This is a genomic window from Chloroflexota bacterium, from assembly GCA_020161265.1.
Taxonomy (GTDB): domain Bacteria; phylum Chloroflexota; class Chloroflexia; order Chloroflexales; family Herpetosiphonaceae; genus Herpetosiphon.
Genome location: JAIUOC010000001.1, coordinates 464,041 through 484,006, shown reverse-complemented (window position 1 = coordinate 484,006; position 19,966 = coordinate 464,041). Strand labels below are relative to the sequence as shown.

General features: G+C 51.0%; 14 protein-coding genes. 6 read left to right on the top strand and 8 right to left on the bottom strand.

Features of this window, described 5'->3' with window-relative positions; translation table 11 throughout:
- Positions 1-2: 2 nt before the first annotated feature.
- Positions 3-686, bottom strand: coding sequence for a hypothetical protein (locus tag LCH85_01625; GenBank protein ID MCA0350671.1), 684 nt, complete (start codon positions 684-686; stop codon positions 3-5).
- Complete coding sequence (locus LCH85_01620) at positions 683-1,228, bottom strand: sigma-70 family RNA polymerase sigma factor (protein MCA0350670.1); 546 nt, start codon at positions 1,226-1,228, stop codon at positions 683-685. Before LCH85_01620 ends, LCH85_01625 begins: the two co-directional genes overlap by 4 nt.
- Positions 1,229-1,388: 160 nt before the next feature.
- Here LCH85_01620 and LCH85_01615 point away from each other — a divergent pair, with 160 nt between their 5' ends.
- The 4 genes from LCH85_01615 to LCH85_01600 all read left to right on the top strand — a co-directional run bounded on the left by LCH85_01615 (position 1,389) and on the right by LCH85_01600 (position 5,929).
- Positions 1,389-2,189 (top strand): HAD-IIA family hydrolase, encoded by an 801-nt coding sequence (locus LCH85_01615; protein MCA0350669.1) that lies wholly within the window; start codon positions 1,389-1,391, stop codon positions 2,187-2,189.
- Between the two features lie 3 nt (positions 2,190-2,192).
- Positions 2,193-3,146, top strand: a complete 954-nt coding sequence (locus LCH85_01610; protein MCA0350668.1) for a glycosyltransferase family 2 protein — start codon at positions 2,193-2,195, stop codon at positions 3,144-3,146.
- A 4-nt stretch (positions 3,147-3,150) separates the two neighbouring features.
- Positions 3,151-4,380 (top strand): hypothetical protein, encoded by a 1,230-nt coding sequence (locus LCH85_01605; GenBank protein MCA0350667.1) that lies wholly within the window; start codon positions 3,151-3,153, stop codon positions 4,378-4,380.
- Between the two features lie 136 nt (positions 4,381-4,516).
- Positions 4,517-5,929, top strand: a complete 1,413-nt coding sequence (locus tag LCH85_01600) for a polysaccharide deacetylase family protein (protein MCA0350666.1) — start codon at positions 4,517-4,519, stop codon at positions 5,927-5,929.
- Here LCH85_01600 and LCH85_01595 read toward each other — a convergent pair.
- Positions 5,926-6,342, bottom strand: a complete 417-nt coding sequence (locus LCH85_01595; GenBank protein MCA0350665.1) for a hypothetical protein — start codon at positions 6,340-6,342, stop codon at positions 5,926-5,928. The two genes, LCH85_01600 and LCH85_01595, sit on opposite strands and share 4 nt — an antisense overlap.
- A 197-nt stretch (positions 6,343-6,539) precedes the next feature.
- Here LCH85_01595 and LCH85_01590 point away from each other — a divergent pair, with 197 nt between their 5' ends.
- Together LCH85_01590 and LCH85_01585 are read left to right on the top strand one after the other, a co-directional pair.
- Positions 6,540-8,933 (top strand): tetratricopeptide repeat protein, encoded by a 2,394-nt coding sequence (locus LCH85_01590; GenBank protein MCA0350664.1) that lies wholly within the window; start codon positions 6,540-6,542, stop codon positions 8,931-8,933.
- Between the two features lie 324 nt (positions 8,934-9,257).
- Positions 9,258-11,237: a choice-of-anchor A family protein gene (locus tag LCH85_01585; protein MCA0350663.1), complete on the top strand. Its 1,980-nt coding sequence runs from the start codon at positions 9,258-9,260 to the stop codon at positions 11,235-11,237.
- A 52-nt stretch (positions 11,238-11,289) separates the two neighbouring features.
- On the opposite strand, the gene LCH85_01580 is transcribed toward LCH85_01585, so the two are convergent.
- The 5 genes from LCH85_01580 to LCH85_01560 form a co-directional block, all read right to left on the bottom strand.
- Positions 11,290-11,601 (bottom strand): transcriptional regulator, encoded by a 312-nt coding sequence (locus tag LCH85_01580; protein ID MCA0350662.1) that lies wholly within the window; start codon positions 11,599-11,601, stop codon positions 11,290-11,292.
- A 226-nt stretch (positions 11,602-11,827) separates the two neighbouring features.
- The gene (locus LCH85_01575) at positions 11,828-12,754 is read right to left on the bottom strand and encodes a formylglycine-generating enzyme family protein (GenBank protein ID MCA0350661.1); all 927 of its coding nucleotides are present in this window, start codon (positions 12,752-12,754) and stop codon (positions 11,828-11,830) included.
- A gap of 99 nt (positions 12,755-12,853) precedes the next feature.
- Positions 12,854-15,919, bottom strand: a complete 3,066-nt coding sequence (locus LCH85_01570; GenBank protein MCA0350660.1) for a LuxR C-terminal-related transcriptional regulator — start codon at positions 15,917-15,919, stop codon at positions 12,854-12,856.
- A gap of 115 nt (positions 15,920-16,034) precedes the next feature.
- Positions 16,035-17,525: a type I restriction-modification system subunit M gene (locus tag LCH85_01565; GenBank protein MCA0350659.1), complete on the bottom strand. Its 1,491-nt coding sequence runs from the start codon at positions 17,523-17,525 to the stop codon at positions 16,035-16,037.
- A 13-nt stretch (positions 17,526-17,538) separates the two neighbouring features.
- Positions 17,539-19,950: a hypothetical protein gene (locus tag LCH85_01560; GenBank protein MCA0350658.1), complete on the bottom strand. Its 2,412-nt coding sequence runs from the start codon at positions 19,948-19,950 to the stop codon at positions 17,539-17,541.
- Positions 19,951-19,966: the final 16 nt, after the last annotated feature.

The window sequence follows — 19,966 nt, the reverse complement described above, 5'->3', positions numbered from 1 at the left end:
AATTATTCTCCTTGGCTAAACGATTCGGCTAAATCGCGCATTGTGGCTAAGTCGCTAGTGCTTTCGAGGCGATAAGTACGATTGTGATCGGCCCAAATCAGGCTAGCAGTGTTGCTCAAGTTACTGGTTTTGTAGATCTGAGCTGTGCTCGGATCGAAAAAGATCAATTCGCGTTGGCCTTGCAGCCAAATCGCTGCCTGCTCATGGACTTGGGTATGGCTAACGTTAGCGAGCGAGGCAATCGTTTTGCTGGCCCATGCCTGTGAATCCAGCAGATCAAGCGTGATCGTTTGGCCTTGGCTGAACCAAATTAAGCGCTGAACATGCGGATATGGCTCCAATTGCAACATCTGATCGGGCGGGCCGAGCAATGGGCTGCTTGGTAATGTGCTTGGCTTGATTGGCGGGCTGGCGGTTCGGGCTGGGGTTGGCAAGGGCACGTTGGTGGTTGGCGAATCTACGCCAATCAAAATTGTGCCAACTTGCAGCCAACGCCCAACTTGTGCCCGCACCGCCGGAATACTGAGACTTAACATAATGCCTAGGGCTGCTGCCCAACCTAACCGTTTGGGCCAAACCGCTCGCCGTATCTGCTTAATTTGTAAATTGGGTGTTGGCGGATAGGGAAAGGCCTGAGCTTGTTCGCGCAAGGTTTCTGCTGGATATGGCTCTGGTGGTTGGTTCATGCGCAACGCTCCGTCCGCAACTCAGGAAATTCACCATCAACAACGCCGCGTAGCCGCACTAAAGCTCGGTGTAAGCGCGATTTGACTGTGCCTTGGGCAATCCCAAGCGCTTGGGCGGTTTCTTGCTCGCTTAATTCCAAAAAATAGCGTAAGTAAATCACCTCTTGTTCACGTTGGGCTAGCCGACTGATCGCCTGCCAAAGTTGGGTTGCTTCCCAGGCTGGGCCGCTGGTTTCGCTGAATTCGCTGAATTCTGGCTGCTGGGTGGCGAACCGTTGCAACGCTCGCAGATAGCGGCGCAGCGAACGCCGATAATTGCGGGCCAAATTGGCGGTAATTTGCAACAGCCATGGCTTTAAAGGTCGCGCTTGATCAAATTGATGCTGCATGCGGAGTGCTCGCATAAGCGTTTCCTGCGCTAAATCTTCAGCAATCATCGCATCGCCCACCATAAGATAGGCCAAGCGAAAGATCGCCGTTTGATGGGCGAGAATTTGGGTTGCCCATGCTTGGGCGAGATTAGCTTGCGGCGCTTGCTCCACGGCAGCTCCTGATTGAGTGGCTTCACTAGGTTCTACACCGTTCCGATCACATTGGTTCCATGTCATATTTCATAATCTTTAGATCGCAGTATGAACGTGTTGGCAATCCGTGGCAGTGGTACAATCGGGAGAAGTTGTTTTTTTATGGGGATTTTTCGGCATGCTCAATCTCAAGCAGCTCAAGCTGGTTTTGCTCGATATGGATGGGGTGCTGCATCGCGGCGGGGAGATTTTACCAGGTGCGGCGGAGTTAACCACTGTGCTTGATCGCTTAGGCTTAGGCTATGCCTGTTTGACCAATAATTCATCGCAATTGCCTGCCACCTTCGCCCGTCATCTGCAAGATTTAGGGGTTGCGATTGCGACTGAGCATGTGATTACCTCATCAACTGCCACGGCCACGCTGTTGCGCACGCGCTACCCGCAAGGCACACGCGTGCTGGCGATTGGCATGGATGGGATTCAGTCGTCGTTATTTGCTGATGGCTATTTTGTATCAGCCGAAACCGATGTAGCGGCGGTGGTGGTTGGGGTTGATTTTAACCTGACTTATGCCCGCTTGAAAACTGCAACCTTGGCGTTACGCGCTGGCGCAGCTTTTATTGCCACCAACAGCGACCGCACGTTTCCCGCACCTGAAGGCTTAATTCCTGGGGCTGGCTCGATTGTAGCAGCCTTGGCAGCCGCTAGCGATTGCCCCCCCGAAGTGATTGGCAAGCCTGAACCAGCCATGTTCGAAGCGGCTTTGCAGTTGTTTGGAGTAACTGCCGAACAAACCTTGATGGTCGGCGATCGGTTGGATACCGATATTGCAGGAGCGCAGCGAGTTGGAATTGCCACGGCCTTTGTGGGCAGCGGCGTACATAGCATGCAACAAGCTCAAGCGTGGCAACCAGCAATCGATTTGGTGGCTGATGATTTGGCAGGCATTTTGGCCTTGCTCAGGGCTGGGCGGGAGTAGGCCATGCATTCAATTCCAGTCATTATTGTTTCCTACAATACCCGCGATTTGTTGCGTGAATGTTTGGCCAGCTTGGCCTTGAGTAGCCTGCCAACCCAAGCGATTGTCGTTGATAATGCTTCGCATGATGGCAGCGTTGCCATGGTTCAAACCGAGTTTCCTCAAGCCCATGTGATCGAGGCTGGGGCTAATCTGGGCTTTGCTAAGGCCAATAATCTTGGTATTCGCCAGGCCTTGCTTGGGCAACCACGCTATTTGCTGTTGCTCAACCCCGATGCCCAACTCACCAGCCGAGCCTTGGAAACACTCGTCGCCTTCTTGGAACACCATTCGCGGGTGGGCATGGTTGCACCACGCTTGCTCTATCCTGATGGCTCATTTCAAGCGGCAGCCTTTCGCTTCCCAACCTTGCTGATGAATCTGTTTGATCTGTATCCGCCGCGTGGACGTGGTTTTGGGCGGCTCTATAATCACCCACTCAACGGGCGCTATCCGCAAGATGGCGGCAACGAAGCCTTTGCAATTGACCATCCCTTGGGGGCGGCAATGTTGGTGCGGGCTGAAACCTTGGCCGAAGTTGGGCTTTTGAATGAGGATTTTTGGCTATATGCCGAAGAAGTTGAGCTATGCTGGCGCATTCGCCAAGCAGGCTGGGCGATTTGGCAAGAACCACAGGCAACCGTCATTCATCATGGTGGGGCTAGCTCCAGCCAATTTCGGGTACGCTCGTTTTTAGCTTTGCAACAAGCCCGATCCCAATTTTTTGGCTTGGCCTACAGTCAGCGCTTCAACCGTTGGCATCGACGATTAATGGTTTTTGCGGGCCTGCAACGTAGCTTGGCGGCAGTTTGGCAATGGCAAAAACAGACGATCGATCAGGCTGAATTACGTCGGCGCACTTGGGCTTGGGCTAAAGTTCGCCAACTCATCCAATCTTCCAATCAACCAAAGGATTAAATGTATGCAGCGATTTATGAGTTTATTGTTGATTTGTGTGCTTTTGGCAAGTTGCGGTGGGGCGGTGGTCAGCTATGATCCAAGCCAGCCGATCACTAGTTTTAATCTGTTGCGTGAGCAATTGGCGAAAACTAATGATCAAGCCGAGCAACTCAAATTAATCAACGATTTTAATGCGGTGTTTCCAACCAGCCCCTTGACCCAAGGTGATCAAGCCTTGTTTATGGTCGAAAAAGATGCTCCACGCATGGAATTATCCAGCGATCTGACCAATTGGTTTCAGACAACTTCGATGCAACGGCTTGGCTCAACCAACTGGTGGGGCTTAGTGCAAACGATCAGCTCAACTGCGCGAATTGATTATCGCTTTGGGGTTGGCGGTGGTGGCGGCTTGATGAATGACCCGCGTAATCCAACCTTGGTGCCAAGCAGTATGGGCATGAATTCAGAGTTGCGCATGCCCGAATATCTCACGCCAACCGAAATTATTTCGCGCAGCGACGTACCAAAAGGCACGCTTGAAGATTTGGGCGATTATTACACTGACATCAGCAAAACGACCCATCGTTTGCATGTCTATCTGCCAGCCAATTACGATCCAGCAAAGCAATATCCAAGCGTTTATTTTCAAGATGGCGATGATTACCAAAACTATGCCTTTACGCCGACAATTTTAGATAATGCGATTGCTGATCAGATTTTGCCGCCGTTGATTGCGATTTTCGTCAAGCCCAGCCGTGAGCAAGGCCGCCAACGCGATTATGATCTCAACGATGCCTATAGCGAATTTTTCGCCACCGAATTGGTGAGCATGATCGACAGCAAATACAGCACGATTAACGATCCCAAGCAACGGGTGGTGGTTGGCGATTCATATGGTGGCTTGATTTCGCTCTATTTGGCCTTACAATATCCTGAGGTATTTGGCGGTGTGGTCAATCAATCGGGCTTTGTTTCACGCCAAAATGGCCGTCTGCTGACGCTCATGTCAATTCAGCCGCCAGTCAATGCGCGGATTGTGACCGTAGTCGGCACATATGAGACATGCATTGGCGGGCCAGTGACTGGCGATGAGTGCAATTTCCTTGAGGGCAATCGAACCTTGCGCGATATTTTAGTTGGGGCTGGAGTGCAACTCAACTATGCTGAATATCCGCAAGGCCATGCTTGGGCCTTTTGGCGCGACCACATCGATCGAGAGGTTGCATGGGCTTTAGATTGGCAAAAACCCTAAGAGTTTGGTTAGGTTTGTTGGTGCTTGTGCCGTTGTTGCTGCCTCAAAGCACAGCGGCACGGATTATTTTAGCCGAAGATCGGGCCTTTGATCAGCTTTGGCAAAGTACCGATGGTCAGCGTAGCGATGAGCAATCATGGCTGTGGGGCCGCAACGCTTATGGCAAACCCAAGAGCGCTATGCGGAAAGCCCGCGTGAATTACGTTGGGTGCGCTACTATGCCAAAGCTCGCATGGAAATTAGTGATCCCAAGCTTCCAGCCAAATCGCCGTGGTACATTACCAATGGTTTGCTGGTGGTTGAGTTGGTGACTGGGCGCTTGCAAATTGGCAATGCGGCTTGGCGTGAGCAATGCACAGATGGCATTTGCGGCTCGGAGCAAGCAGTGGCGGGCGATGCAGTGGCGGCCAATCGTGCGCCGCGCTACCGTGATTGGGCTGAATTTTTGACCTTGAATGGCCAAACTGGAGCCGATTTGCGTGGCCAGCCCGTAACCAATTGGCTAACTCACGAAGCCGAAGGCTTGCAAGTTTGGTCTGACCCAAGTTTGGCCGAGCGCTACCCCGAAACTAGCGGCAGCCATCGCGATCAAGTGACTGGCCAAACTGTGCCAGCCGTGCTGTGGGAGTATGTACAAACCCAAGCCCGCGAAGCGTTGTATGTCTTTGGTCGACCCATTAGCCCAGCCTTTTGGACCCAAACGTTAGTTGATGGGGTTGAGCGCGAAGTGCTGGTGCAATTGTTTGAGCGCCGCACTTTGACCTACACGCCGAGTAATCCGCTTGGCTGGCAAGTTGAGATGGGTAATGTTGGACAACATGCCTTGGAATGGCGCTATGACTTGCGACCATGGGATTATCAACCGTTGCATGTGACCATGTTGACCTACCACTACATTTCGGTAAATCCCAATCCGGCTGATCGCTTGCGCGAAAGTTTATCGGTCGCACCAGCCGAATTTAAACGCCAACTCGAATATCTGCAAAGCCATAATTTTCATGTGGTAAGTTTGGATCAGGTGTTAGCGGCGCAACGCGGTGAGCTGAGTTTGCCCGAACATCCAGTTGTCATAACGCTTGATGATGGCTATCGCGATTTGTACGAGCAGGCTTTTCCGATTGCCCAAAGCCTGAATTTGCCGATCACTGCTTATATTCCTTCGGCCTTGGTGGGCGAGCCAGCCTATGTTAGTTGGCAGCAATTGCAAGAGCTAAGCCAATCGCCGTTAGTCACAATTGGCTCGCATACCCGCGTGCATGCCGATTTAGGCACGCTTGATCGTGAGTCGCAGTGGATTGAAATTGCTGATAGTAAACGTGAGTTAGAAGCACATTTGGGGATTGCGATTGAGCATTTTTGCTACCCCTATGGCCGCTACAATGCCCTGACCATAGAGCTAGTGCGCGAGGCGGGCTATCGCAGCGCTACGACCACCCGCCAAACTACTGATACGGCTAACGACGATCCCTTGATTTGGAATCGGCTCACCATTTCTGGCCGCGATTCGTTTGAGGATTTTGTGGCCAAACTCGAACGCAGCCAAGATTAATTAGTATTGGCTTGGCGCAGCCATTGACGAGCTACTTGCTCATCGCTGAAGACTTGGACTGCTTGGCTATTCCCAGTTAAGCCAATAATCAAATTGGCAATCACCTGACTTAAGGTTGAATCGACCAACAGCGCTACAATTGTGGCGCTGTTGCGGGTGGCTGGTTGCATATAAAAACGCCGCACCTCACGCGAAATTGGCAAGGCTTCGCGTAAATCGAGCAAGCGTGGCCGCCGAATGCCGTTCGCCAACATATCGACTGCTGCTAGGTTCTCCTCGGCATCCTCAACTGTTTCTTGAATGCCAGGCCGAATTTTGATCACAATGATCCCATCACCCTCAAGAGTGATAATCGAACTGCGAGTTGTGTATGAATGTGGTATAAGCACCATGGTCTTTGTTATCACTGACATAGGCTAACCTATTTTACCCTATCCCACCCTAGCATAGCATATTTGCTGCTCCATTTGGGGGAATTTTATGGGTGATTTGGCAAAGCACACCATTTAAAAAATAGCCCGATTGAGGGACATGAATCAACCTTGCTAACACGCGAATGAATCATTACAGTAAAGCTTTACTGCACTTTTCGCGGTGATGAGGTTTTGTTATGCCATTATTACCATCACAACTCCCCCAATATGCCACGCGCCTGATTGGTCGCACCCGTGCCCGCACGTTGGTAATCGACCTGTTGCTTGATGCTCAAGCGCGGTTGGTAACATTATATGGCCAAAGTGGTGCTGGCAAAACGCGCCTAAGTTTGGAAGTTGCCGAGCAGGTGGGCGAAATTTTTCGTGATGGCCGCTATTTTGTGGCGCTCGCTCCTGTTTCGCAAGCCCAGTTTGTGCTGCCAACAATTGCCGCAACGTTAGGTGTTGAAGAATCTCAGCACGAAGCAATTTTAGATTCGTTAGTGTTGGCCTTGGCCGATAAGCAAATTTTATTAATTCTTGATAATTTTGAGCAAGTTGCTGGAGCCGCCAGCGAACTATTGGAGTTAATCCGACGTGCACCGAACCTGACATGTTTAATCACGAGTCGTCAAGCGCTCGAAGTTGCTGGCGAAACCGCGATTATGGTTCCAGCCTTGCAATATCCTGAGCTTGGCGAGGACTATCAACTTGAAGATTTAGAGCAACATAGCGCAATTGGCTTGTTTGTTGATCGCATGCGCACACGTCAGCCACGGTTTCGCTTGAGCGCTGATAATGCTGGAGCCTTGGTCGATATTTGTCGTTTGGTGCAGGGCTTGCCCTTGGCGATTGAGTTAATCGCGGCCCATAGTGCTTCACTGACCCCCCAAGATTTGCTATTTTTCGTGCGCAATCATCTTTCCATGGCGGCTTTGAATCCGAAACAATCGGCACGGCAAGCGATTATCAAGCCAGTACTGGCCTGGAGCGTGAGCATGCTGCCAGCTGATGCCAAAGATATTTTTGCTCAATTAGGTGTTTTTGCTGGTGGTGCAACCGTCGAAACAATTAAACAGGTTGGTTTGGTTGAAACCATGCCCTTTGAATCTAGCCTGAATGCTTTGATTGATCGCCATTTATTGCAAACTGAACAATTGCCAGGCCAAAAAGCCCGTTTTATTATGATTGATGCGGTGCGTGAATATGCTCTAGAGCAATTGCAAAAAACTGGCCGCCTCTATTATTTGCAAGAACGTCATGCCATCTATTATCAAACCTTGAGCGAAACAGTGCATCAGAATATTCGGGGGGCTGATGGTGCTAAATGGATCGAACAATTGCGTGGTGAGATTCATAATATTCGCCAAGCGATGGTTTGGTCGCTTGAGAGCAGCGATGGCTTAGTTGCCCAGCGAATTGCTGGCAATCTCTATTTTTATTGGTATCGCACGAGTGCCTATCGCGAGGCCGTGGCATGGCTCGAACAAACCTATCACCATTCCAATCGCAGCGATTTAAGTGCAATTGCCCGAATTGCAACAGGTTTAGGTGGTTTATTAATTAGTTTGCTCCGTTTTGCTGAAGCTGAGCGCTATTTAATTGAAGCCCGTAGTTTGTGGCAAGAGCTTGACTTACCCCACGATGAAATTAGCGCGATTGGTAATTTAGCAGTGTTGTATGGCACACTTGGCCGTTTGAGCGATTCACAATTGGCGTTTGAAGCAGCTTTGGCCTTAGCCCGCAAAGTTGGTAATCAACAGCGCGAAATTTTGATGCTGCATAATCTTGGCACAGTAGCCCAAGAACGGAATCAATTAGCGACCGCCCAAGTCTATTTTGAGCAAGCGTTAGCGCTCAAACAACAGATTAATCAAACCTGGGATATGTTTCTAACCCAAATTAATCTAGGCTTAGTAGCAGTTGATCAAGGGCGTTATGTTGAGGCTGAGCAATGGTTTGAGCAAGCGTTTATCAATGCCTATGCAATCAATGATCACGATAGTTTGGCTTATATTCGCTATGCACGCGGGATATCCGCAGCTGAGCAAGCTGATTATGTCCAAGCTGAGTTGCATTTTCGCGAATCAGAGCGAGGGTGGCATGCCGTTGGCAATCTGGAAGGAGTTCAGCGTAGTTGGCTTGAGCAAGCGGCACTTTTAATTGCAACTGCCGATTATGCTCAAGCTGCTGAATATTTGCATAAGGTTGAGCCGATTGAGGCACTAAGCCAAGAATTACAATTGCGCCATATTATTTTGGCAACTCGTTTAGCAATTGCAACCGATGATCAGGCTGCAATGCAAAGCCATGCTCAACGCATGCTGACAACCGCGTTAGCCAGCGAATTACGGCGTTTTGACCTGACGATGTTGCAGCATAGTGCGGCGGTACTAGTCCCAACCCAACCAACGCTAGCGGCGCAGCTTTTAGCCACCGCCGAACAGCTTCGGGTTGAACGTGGCTTGCACCAAAGTGTTGCTGAGCAACAATGGCTGGCCCAAACTAATTTGCTCCAGCTTGTACCAACCACGGCCTTGGATTTAACCGCTGCGTTGCAAGCGGCTCAGGCTAGCTTAGCTGCGCAATAACTCCCACAGCCAATCATTCCAAACCCGCCAATGGCGGGTTTTTGTTTTGTCAATGGAAAAAGAAACTGCTAGTTGACGTAAAATAATGTCTATTTTAATAAATATTTAGATTACTGTGATCTGTAGGATCTAAAATTTTAATGAATTGCTGCATGACAGCATGAAAATAGCCTGAACTGAAAGTCCTAGTACCGCGCTAAAAAAGATGTTGCGATATTCACACATAATAAAAACAAATCTCCACCTTGATTAATGATACGGCTATATTATGATACATAGGTCATTGTTTTTGTAGTACTTGTATCTATTATTGAGGATGCTTTTATGAAGCAACGTGTTGTTTGGTTCGCTGTGTTGCTGGTGGCCGTGCTTGGCGTGCCTTTTAGTGTTTGGGCTGCAACCCCGCGTCAAACTCCGACCAAAGCACCGTTGGCCGTTCAAGCTACTGTGCGCGTCGTGGAATCGGTTCCTGCAGCGGCTCCGGCGGTGGCGGTAACGGCAACTGCGGTTACCTGCGATCCGCTGACCACCCGCTCGTTATATGGCTGGTTCACCTCGAACACGACTGGCTCGGTTTACAATAGCTCATACACATGTGCATTTGAGGTAGGAATTGCCGCATACAGCATGTTTGATGATCGAATTGGCAACCAACAGTTGTTTGACTACACCATGTATACCGTGGCCCCGCGTCAAACGATCAACTTGAATGTAAAAATTCCTGATTGCAAAGCCCAACTGGATATCTTCCGTGGGCCAGTTTTGCACTCGCTGGTTGGTCAGCGCTACGGCGAACGCTTGCTTTCAACGCGCTTCCCCAACACAACCCTTTGTGCTCCACCAGTTGAAGAAGTGTGTAGCCAAGGCCAAATCAGCCGCTTGAGTGGCGTGAGCAACAATCAATTGGTAACTGGAGTTTTGAATATTCAAGCTGAAGTTACTGGCGCTTTGCCCCAAAAAGTTGAATTTGCCTTGACTGGTGCCCAAACCACCAACTATACCGATGTCAACTCGCCCTACTATTTCATGGGCAATAACGGTAGTCAGCCCAATGGTTGGGATTCAAGCACCAAGCCCGAAGGCGATTATCGCTTGAGCGCAACCTATGTTGGTTTGTTTGGTGAATCATTAGCGATTCGCTGTGAGCCTGTGGCTGTCAATTTCAGCATTCGCCGCAGCACGCCAACCACCGAGCCAACCGCAACCAGCACCCCGTTGCCAACCGCGACCAACACGCCAGTGCCAACCGCGACCAACACGCCAACGGCCACTGCAACCAACACGCCAGTGCCAACGGCAACCAACACACCGTTGCCAACCGCGACCAACACGCCAACGGCTACTGCAACCAACACACCGTTGCCAACGGCAACCAATACGCCAGTACCAACCGCGACGAGTACGCCAACGGCTACTGCAACCAACACACCGTTGCCAACCGCAACCAACACGCCAGTGCCAACGGCAACTAGTACTCCAGTACCAACCAGTACTCCCGTTCCTGGTAACCAATGTGTACCACAAGGGTTAGGCACTGCTGGCGATTTCAATGTCTTTACCTTTGGCAACATCACCCAAAGCAACACCGATATTGAAGGTCGGGTCGCTGCTGGTGGCAATATCAACTTCCAAAACTTTGGGGTTGGCGTGCGCTTGACCAACTCGAATGGTACACGCGACGACTTAGTTGCTGGCGGTTCGTTGACCTACACCAACGGTTCGGTTTACAACGGCAATGTGGTTTATGGCACGACTAAATCATTGAATGGCGTTAGCGTCTTGAATGGTACCGTTCGCCAAGGTCAACCAATCAACTTTGCCAACGAGCAAACTTCATTGCGCAACCGCTCGCAAGCTTGGGCGGCATTGAGTGCTAATGGCACGACGGTCTATGAATATGGCGCAGTCAAGTTGACCGGAACCAATACAACCCTGAATATCTTCACGGTTGATGGTGCTCAATTGAATAATGCTAATGGTTTGAACATCAATGTTCCAGCAAGTTCATCAGTCTTGATTAATATCACTGGCACGAACACTCGAATGCAAAATTTCGAAACCTTCTTGATCAACGTTGATCAAACGAAGATTGTCTACAACTTCTATCAAGCCACTAGCTTTAGCCTCTCAGGGATTGGCATCAAGGGTACAATCTTGGCTCCATTTGCTGATGTAAGTTTCAGCAATGGCCAAATCAACGGAACCTTAATTGGTAACTCGTTGATCGGTGGTGGCGAATCACACCACTATCCATTCAATGGTTGTTTGCCCGCAATTCCAGCCAGCAAGTCGGTTGAACGCTAGTTTCTAAAACCAAAAGCAAAGGCCTTGGGAATTTCCCAAGGCCTTTTGTTATTTAGTCGTTCACATCACTGGCGATCGAGCGCATCAGCCGCCAATATTGTTTGATCGCCACCTTGCCATCCGAGGTCAGGCGATAGCTGGTGCGCGGGCGACGTGCCACAAATTCTTTGGTAACTGAGATATAGCCTTCGGCCTCAAGTTTGCTCATGTGCGAGCCAAGATTGCCTTGGGTTAGCTCAAGTTCGTTCATTAGGTACAGAAAATCTGCTTCATCAACGGTAGCAAGATAGCTCATCACTTGTAAGCGAACTGGTTCATGTACAAGCCGATTAAGTTGGGCGATGGTTTTGATGTGCTTATCCATCGGTTCCTCACTGTTTGCTGTAATTATTAGTTTTACAAGGATATAATTCTGCTACACAGAATTTTGGGCTAGGATAGCACTGGCTTTAAGCTATGTCAAGTCGTAGGTGTTGGGGATTGGGTGTTGGGGATTGGGTGTTGAGGGCTGAAACGATGAGCATCATCGCCCACTCGCTTGGCTGGCAAGAAGGCGATGATGCTCACTAGCGGATCAAACGCTGCTTAGGTTAGGGTGTGACCACGCGTACACCGATATGATGATCTTCATAGGTTGGTAAATCTTCGAAGTGGCGATAGGCTGAACGGGCGACAAAGGTGTTACTGCCCCACCAACCACCTTTTTCAACTTTACGCGTACCTTCCGCCGGACCCTGGGGATCATTGCGTACCCGATCTTCATAGTAGCCAATATCTAGCCAATCTTGCACCCACTCCATTGCATTGCCGGCCATATCATGCGCACCAACCCAACTCACGCCAGCAGGATAGCTGCCAACCGCAACTAAGCCGGTACTATCCAGCACATTGGCTTTGGCTGGATCAAAACTATCGCCCCAAGGATAGATGCGCGATTCAGGCCCACGAGCAGCGTACTCCCACTCAGCTTCGGTTGGTAAACGTCCACCGCGCCAATGGCTATAGGCTTCGGCCTCGTACCACGTGATGCAAACCCGTGGAAAGTTTGGCTGTTGGTCTGGACATTCAACCGGAATGTTACGCATTGATTTGCGCCAGCGCCAGCCGTTTGCCGACCAATATTGTTCCTGATCGTAGCCACCTGCAGCAATAAATTTTTGGTAGTCGGCGTTCGAAACCTCGTACTGGTCGATCCAGTAGCCTTGGCTTAGACAGACTTCATGTTGAGGTTGTTCGCTAGCGAGTGCGCCACGTGCCCAAGCAGGCGGCGTTTCGGTCACTGTCGCTGGGTCGGTACCCATCAGAAAGCAGCCAGCCGGAACCCAGACTTGGGCTATACCCGCTGCATCGATGCGAGTTGTGCCAGCCGCCATGGTTGGGGTCGCCGCTGGGGTTGCGGTTTGTTCTATAGTTGGAGCGACAGTTGCTGCAGTTTCATCCGACGACACCGCAGCCGAATTCTCACAAGCAGCTAAAATCAGCAATACCACCAGCGCACATAAGCCACGAATAAGCATCAAGACCTCCCACAATATTCAAGTGATGGGCCTGAGTCTAGTTGGCAGCCGCCACAGCGTAACCACCCAAAAGAGGGATTTAGCTTGCCAGTGGCTATTTTAGTTATCGTGGCTGATCAGATTGAGGCTGCGAGCACGGGCAATTGCTTGGGTACGACTGCTCACCGCTAGCTTGCCATAAATATTTTTCAGATGAGTTTTGATCGTATTGAGTGTGACGACCAATTGATAGGCAATCGCTTGATTAGAAAATCCAGCCGCTAATAAGCGAATGACCTCTAGTTCGCGTTCGCTAAGCGGCTCAATAAAGCTACCAAGGTTTGCACCGAAGATATATGGCTCGCTGGTTATGCTGAGGCCACAGGCTACCAACAAGCGTTGGATATATTGGCGCAGCGTTCCTTGCACCTGAGGCTCGATTCGCACCAATAGATCGGCCAGCAGCGTTCCTTCATCAACAAACAGTCGAATATAGCCTTCTGGTTCAGCCAGCCTTAGGGCTTGCAAAAGTTGGTTACTTGCAGCCGCCCAATCGTTGTTTGCAGCAAGAGCCAGCGCTTGGAGCAAATACACTTCGATCACGCTGGGGAGCCGTCCGGCAGTTTGGCATGCAGGGAGCAGCAGATCGAGCAAGGCACAAGCTTGGCTTACTTGTCCTTGAGCAATCAGCACCCGAGCTAAGGTCAAATCTTCGACATCGTATAAATTAAATTGTGGAAAGGCGTTTGCTTGGCGCTGATATGCTTGCGCCCAACGAATCGCCGCTGCCAAATCGCCTTGGGCAAGCTGAAGCCGAGCCTGCCAGGTTGTTGCCCAGAGCAGGCCGCGTGTCGATTGAGCCAGTTCAACCGCTTGGGCCATGGTTGTGCGGGCCTGCTCACGCTCACCACAGGCTTGCTGAATACGCGCCAGTTCAATTAATCCATTGCGATGAGTTACATCCGCTCCAATCTGTTGGCTATAGCTGTTGCCCTGCTGAATAAACTCGCGGGCTTCGGCGAGGTTGTTCCATTGGCGTAAAATCTGACCTAAATTGACACAAGCGATCGCGCTGACTGAATGCTGATGCTGCTCACGGGATAAATGGAATGTTTGCCGATATAAATCAGCGGCAGCATGCAACTGGCCTTGTAGCCAGCGCAGTGAGGTTGTTTCGATCCACAAGAGCAGCCGTACTGTGCGGGCGTATTGGCGCTCACTCGGATGCACGTCACCTGCGGAAACCCGAAGCTCAAGCAGCTCCTGTTCGCGCAACGCCTGCTGCAAGGCTTGTTCAGCCGCCACGGTATCGCCACTAACCAGATAGCCTGCGCAGAGATTGCGGGTAATCACGCTGCGTAACAGGGCATTATCATTTGCCAAGCTGCTTAGCGCTTGATTGGTCAATGCCAACGCCTGGGCCATATCGCCTTGCCGACGGGCAATGTTTGCTTGGAGTGCCCTGAGGTGGCCGTTTACGCTGGCGGTTTGTTCATCCTCGGCGTTCATATCGGCAAGTAACTTGGTGATTAAACTCAGATAGTGGTTGGTGGCGGCTAGTTGATTTTGAGATACCAAGATCCACGCCGACCAGAGACAGAGTTGAACGTTCTGCTCGATGACCGCCGTAGGTAGTGCTTGCAGCCAAGCTTGGACTAGCGCTGATTGATCGCTCAATAACAAGCGAAAGCCTATTGAAGCGATCAGTGCTCCGGCCCGAACAAAATCGCTAGCAGCTAGCGCATGATTGATTGCCTCGGTGAATAGTTCGGCCTGTTCAAACCAAACACTGGCCCGCCCATGTAGCTGCGCCATCCCATGTTTACCCAGATGTTGCTCGGCACTCTGCAGCAAACTTTCACGAAATAGCTGATGATAGCGATACCAGTGTTGCTTGGGATCAAGCGCTTGCACAAACAAATTCGACCGCTCAAGATTATCCAGTAGCCCGGCTGTGGATGCTGGAAGCGCCGCCAGAACCAGCGGGTCGATGACTGCCTGACACAGTGCTTCGCTCAGCCGATCCAGAATTGCAGTCTGGAGCAGGAATTGTTGGACTGCTAGCGGCTGGTGTTGCAAAATCTCTTGGGTAAAATAGTCGAAAATTGCTCGCTGATTAACAGAAATTGTCGCTAGCAAATCGATTGTGGCCAAAGGATTTTGGCCATGGATCGAAAGTGTCAGCAGTTGCAGGCCTGCGATCCAGCCTTCGGTGCGGGTTTCGAGGTTGGCAAGCGTTTCGTCGGGCAGCTCTAGCTGCATGGTTAGGCCAAGAAATGTACTGATCTCAGCTTTGCTAAAACGTAATGTATCTACCAACAGCTCATGCAAGTGCCCAGCCACCCGCCAGCGGGCAAGTGGTAGCGGTGGCTCGCTACGACTGAGCAGCACAAGCTGAAATTCGGCTGGCGCGTGATCGATCAACCATGCGAGATCACGGTGAATTGTAGGATCGCTGATTGTCTGATAATCGTCCAGCACTAAGGTTAATCGCTGGTTCAGGCTGGTTAAACCATTGATCACGCTGGTCAAAACATGCGATAAAGCAATCGATTGAGTGTGCAGGGCCAGTGCTTCGGCAACGACTTTCGGGGCGACATTGTGGAGTGCGGTTAGCAGATAGCTCCAAAAATGGTTTGGCTGATTATCGTTTGCGTCTAGGCTTAGCCAGGCTAGCGGATGAGGTTGCGTTCTCGCCCAATCAGCAATTAGTGTGGTTTTGCCAAAGCCAGCTGGTGCGCATACCAAGATCAACGGTAGCCGCTGATTGTTGAGGTGCTCAATTAGTTGTGGGCGCAGAACCAAGCCGAGCCGCGAAGCGGGAAGCATAAACTTAGTGCGTAATAATAATCTGATCGAGGTTGATTGATCAGCTAAGTTAGCCGCCGCCTGCAGCAGCCGTTCAAGGCTCAGTTGTTCAACCAGCCCAAGATACACTTTGCGGGTTTTGCCAGCCTTTTTGCTATAAGCGTACCAATATGATCGGGCGCGGCGCTCCTCACGGCGGGCGGTAAATGTTCCTGAAGTTGACATAAAATAGAATGTTGTATGCGTAGGAGCCTTGAGCCAGGCATACCATGCGCTTGATTCAACGGCGACCCGCTGCTGTCGCCCATTGTTCGTATATTCAAGCCATTCAGCATCACAAACAGGGGTGGTTCGATGCGCAGCAGCACGTAATGGCATAGCCTTCCTTCCAAGATGTTGGTTACAAGTTACCCAACATTATACCCACAGCTTGAGTTAAGGATGAGGGATGAGGGATGAAAAAACACTCCCCCAACCCCTGATTCCTGATCCCTCATCGAGCATCACCATCGCCTAAAGCGTCGGCAATCGCGCTAAATTGCTCAAGCGCCGCTTGGAGATCATCCATGATTTCAGCGGCCAACACGTCGGGGCTGGGGAGATTGGCGCTTTGTTCAAGCGATTCGTCGCGTAGCCAGAAAATATCGAGGCTAACTTTATCGCGGGCTAGCAGATCGTGGTAGCTATATTTGCGCCAACGCCCGTTGGGGTTGTGCTCTGACCAGGTTGCTTGGCGCTCACGGCGATTGCTTGGGTTGTAGCATGCGACAAATTCATCAAGATCGGAGCGCATCAATGGTCGTTCTTTGAGCGTAAAGTTTTGGTTGGTTCGCAGGTCGTAAATCCATAGATCGCTGGTCCATGGGCTTTCACGTTGGGGCTTTTTGTCGAAAAATAGGACATTCGCCTTGACTCCTTGGGCATAAAAAATGCCAGTTGGCAGCCGCACCAAGGTATGCACGTCGCATTCTTGCAATAAACGCCGCCGAATCGTTTCGCCCGCCCCACCTTCAAACAAGACGTTATCGGGCAAAACCACAGCCGCTCGGCCATGAATTTCAAGCAAGGTCTTGATGTGCTGGATAAAATTAAGTTGTTTGTTGCTGGTGGTCGCCAGAAAATCGTTGCGGGTAACAATTTGGGTTTCTTTTTTCGATTCGCCCTTGTCGTTCATAATCGTGACGCTGCTCTTTTTGCCAAATGGGGGATTCGACAAAATCATGGAGAAGCGGGCTTGCGGCTCGCTGGCTAAACTATCGCCAACCATAATTGGGCTGCTCTCGCGGCCACTGCCAATGCCATGCAAATAGAGATTCATCAAACACAGCCGCGCCGTGTTATCGACAATCTCCCAGCCTGCAATCACCTCGTTATCAAGTTTTTGTTGATCGAGGCTGTTGAGTTGGTTGTGCTGGCGAATATAGTCGTGGGCTGCTAGCAAAAAGCCGCCAGTGCCACAAGCCGGATCACAAATCGTGTCGTTGATGCTTGGTTGCATCACATCGACAATCGCTTGAATTAACGGGCGTGGGGTGAAATATTGGCCTGCACCCGATTTGGTATCTTGGGCGTTTTTTTCCAACAGGCCTTCGTAAATGTCGCCCTTCACGTCGATATCAAGCCCAATCCAGGTTTCGCTGTCGATCAGGTCGATCAAACGGCGTAATTTGGCTGGGTCTTGAATGCGATTTTGGGCTTTGCGGAAAATTGTCGCCCGTAGCCCAATCCCTTTGCCTAGCTCGCTCAAGAGGTGTCGATATTGAATTTCAAGTTCGTCGCCCGCCAATGGCAACAGGCTAGCCCAGCTATATGCTTCGGGAATCAAGCCAGCAATATCGTAGTAGTGGCGTTGCTCTTGGGCCATTTTCAAGAACAGCAGATAGGTCAATTGCTCGACATAATCACCATATGAAACGCCATCATCACGCAGAACATTACAATAATTCCATAACCGTTGGACAATTGTCGCTGATTGAGTGCTCAAACTGGGATTCCTTCTATTTCAAGCGGGCAACTAAGGCATCGAATGGATCGAGTGCCGCTGCATCGCGCACAACAAATTCGCCATTGATCGTTTCGTATTCGAGATAGCCTTCGTCTTTTTTGCGCTGTTTGTAAAAGCAGACATAGCTATCGATTCGTTGGCCTGCATCGTAGGTCACATGCACATCGAGCACCTGATAAAACGGATAAACGCACAGGTATTGGCCATCGGGGTTGACTAAAACTAGGTGTTTATCATCGATCATGGTCATATCGCTGAGTTCATCGATGCGGCTAACTGGGCCAATGTAGTGCTCGATTTTGCCATAGAGTGTGCCATGGCGCTGGGTGTACGATTCGGCTCGAATCAGCTTGTAGTTTTCGAGAAAGCTCATTTTTTCGAGAATGTCGATTGCCAGCGGCTCGTACTCGGCAATGACTTTTTGGGCTTGCTTGGGGCTGGGCGTAATCTGATGCGAAAACGCGTTGCGAAAATCAGATTGCAGCCGTTTGATATTTTCATGAATTTGCGGCTCAAGCAACTCGGGCATGAACAAATCGCGCCCAGCATTCTGAGCGGCAATTTTCAGCACCGCTTGGACATATTTCATGCGGTTGGCGGTTGAGAAGCCTTTGTAGGCCTCGTTCAGGTCTTTGGAAATTTTATAGTGGTTCTTGGGCAAACGATGAATGGCATCGGCCAAGACAACATGATAGATAAAAAATGCCACCGATTCGAATAAATCGCGCAAACAGAGCATGCGTTTGTAGGGTTCAAAGCGCGATTCAACAAAGCGTTGGTAGGCCACGGCGATCGGGGTTGGGTATTGAGCAACCCGCTCGTCAAGCGACCGCGGCAAGATGCTTTTGCTCATGTGATTTAGCTCAAGCCCAATTGTTTGGCGCTGTTGCTCATCGAGATCAACCAAGCCTTGATTGGCCCATTGTTTGAGCGAGGCTAGCACTTCCTCGATGTTGCGGCTCAAACGGGCGATATCACCCAAGCCGCTGGGTAGAGTTTCGGCAACAACTGGCGGGCTATCTGGCTCGACCGAGGTTTGGGGCAGAAAGATCGTTTGCCGCTGAATCCGCTCGATGCGCTGGGCGGCGCTCGTGGTGTGGGCAACTTCATCGCGTAGGTAATCTTGGCCAACGCTCGATTGTAAAAACTGCTGGAGCACTTGCTGTTGCTGCGGATCATGCGGGCGAACAACCACAATCCGGCCTGTCGCCATGCTGGGCTGTGGTAGATCGCTTGGCACTGTGCCAATTGCAATCCGATCGTCGCTTTGGGGCACGGTATTAATCAATAGATCGTTTGGTTGTAACAGGGCACTTTTGGGCAGCGTTTCAAGTTGGTTATCGCGCAACACTGCCGCCAGCGAGAGTGTGCGAAAACGCTCGTGATCAAGGCTGCCATCTGGGCGCACAGCACTCGGATTAATCACCGTGACACTATCGGCGGCATGGCTGGGCGCGATGTTGGGCAATACCCGCACAAGGCCGGCTTTGACGCTGGCAAGATCGGCCATAGGCATTGATTGAAAGCCTGTGGGCGGGGTTTGGCGAGCTGCCGCAAAACTATCGGCCAGCGAAAGGCTATAGATCACTGGGCCAAATACCGCGCTATTGTGGGTACGCGGCGGAATTTGAATGATGCTGAGCATGCGCTGGGCGCTGAGTTTCGCCAAGGTCGCGGTTTGGGCCTCGCTTGGGCTAACTAGATCGGCGATAACTACGGTTTGGGCGCTGATGCGCTGGATATTGGCGGCCAGTTCACTCATTGGGCTGATAATCAGTTTTTGTTTGCCCTTCCATGTGCCCGCTGCAATGCCCTGCTGCTTGAGTTGATCATGCCAGGTTGCCGCTAGTTTGCTGGTTGCCACAATATAGACAATCGCCGCCACGCTGCTATGCACTAGTTTGGCCAGCAAATGGCTGATAATGCTGGTTTTGCCGGTTTCGCTGGGCATAATCACGCTGCTGCGATTGCTGGGCTGCACCAGTTGATCAAGCATGGCTTGCAATGCCAGCCGTTGGGCGTTGGTCAAGGGCACGGCTTTGGCGCTGACTGGCGCACAGCGCAGGTCGTCATTGATGCCCAAGGCTTGCTGCACTTGGCTGGGGCTGGGTAGTTTTTCGATGGTGGTCAAGTTGCCCGCTTGCCAGCTCATCAGGGTTTGGCCGCGCACAATGCCATAGTTGAGGCTAGGATAGGCGGCAACCAGCGTGTCGATCAGTTGGCTTTGGGTCGCAGGCGTAGGAGGTTGGGCGGGCAAATCAAGCGCCCAAGCCACCGGGTAGCGCTGGCAACCCACGACCAGCCCAGTATCGGGCAGCACGCTGCTTGGCAAGAGATCATCGGGCTGCCAACCTTGTTGGATCAACATTGCTGCCAGCGAGGCAGTGGCGATAGGATCAGTCATAAAACGCTCCAATGCT

Coding starts and splice junctions, on each gene's coding strand:
- LCH85_01625 (MCA0350671.1), bottom strand. CDS start 686: ATGAACCAACCACCAGAGCCATATCCAGCAGAAACCTTGCGCGAACAA.
- LCH85_01615 (MCA0350669.1), top strand. CDS start 1,389: ATGCTCAATCTCAAGCAGCTCAAGCTGGTTTTGCTCGATATGGATGGG.
- LCH85_01610 (MCA0350668.1), top strand. CDS start 2,193: ATGCATTCAATTCCAGTCATTATTGTTTCCTACAATACCCGCGATTTG.
- LCH85_01605 (MCA0350667.1), top strand. CDS start 3,151: ATGCAGCGATTTATGAGTTTATTGTTGATTTGTGTGCTTTTGGCAAGT.
- LCH85_01600 (MCA0350666.1), top strand. CDS start 4,517: ATGGCTGTGGGGCCGCAACGCTTATGGCAAACCCAAGAGCGCTATGCG.
- LCH85_01595 (MCA0350665.1), bottom strand. CDS start 6,342: ATGTCAGTGATAACAAAGACCATGGTGCTTATACCACATTCATACACA.
- LCH85_01590 (MCA0350664.1), top strand. CDS start 6,540: ATGCCATTATTACCATCACAACTCCCCCAATATGCCACGCGCCTGATT.
- LCH85_01585 (MCA0350663.1), top strand. CDS start 9,258: ATGAAGCAACGTGTTGTTTGGTTCGCTGTGTTGCTGGTGGCCGTGCTT.
- LCH85_01580 (MCA0350662.1), bottom strand. CDS start 11,601: ATGGATAAGCACATCAAAACCATCGCCCAACTTAATCGGCTTGTACAT.
- LCH85_01575 (MCA0350661.1), bottom strand. CDS start 12,754: ATGCTTATTCGTGGCTTATGTGCGCTGGTGGTATTGCTGATTTTAGCT.
- LCH85_01570 (MCA0350660.1), bottom strand. CDS start 15,919: ATGCCATTACGTGCTGCTGCGCATCGAACCACCCCTGTTTGTGATGCT.
- LCH85_01560 (MCA0350658.1), bottom strand. CDS start 19,950: ATGACTGATCCTATCGCCACTGCCTCGCTGGCAGCAATGTTGATCCAA.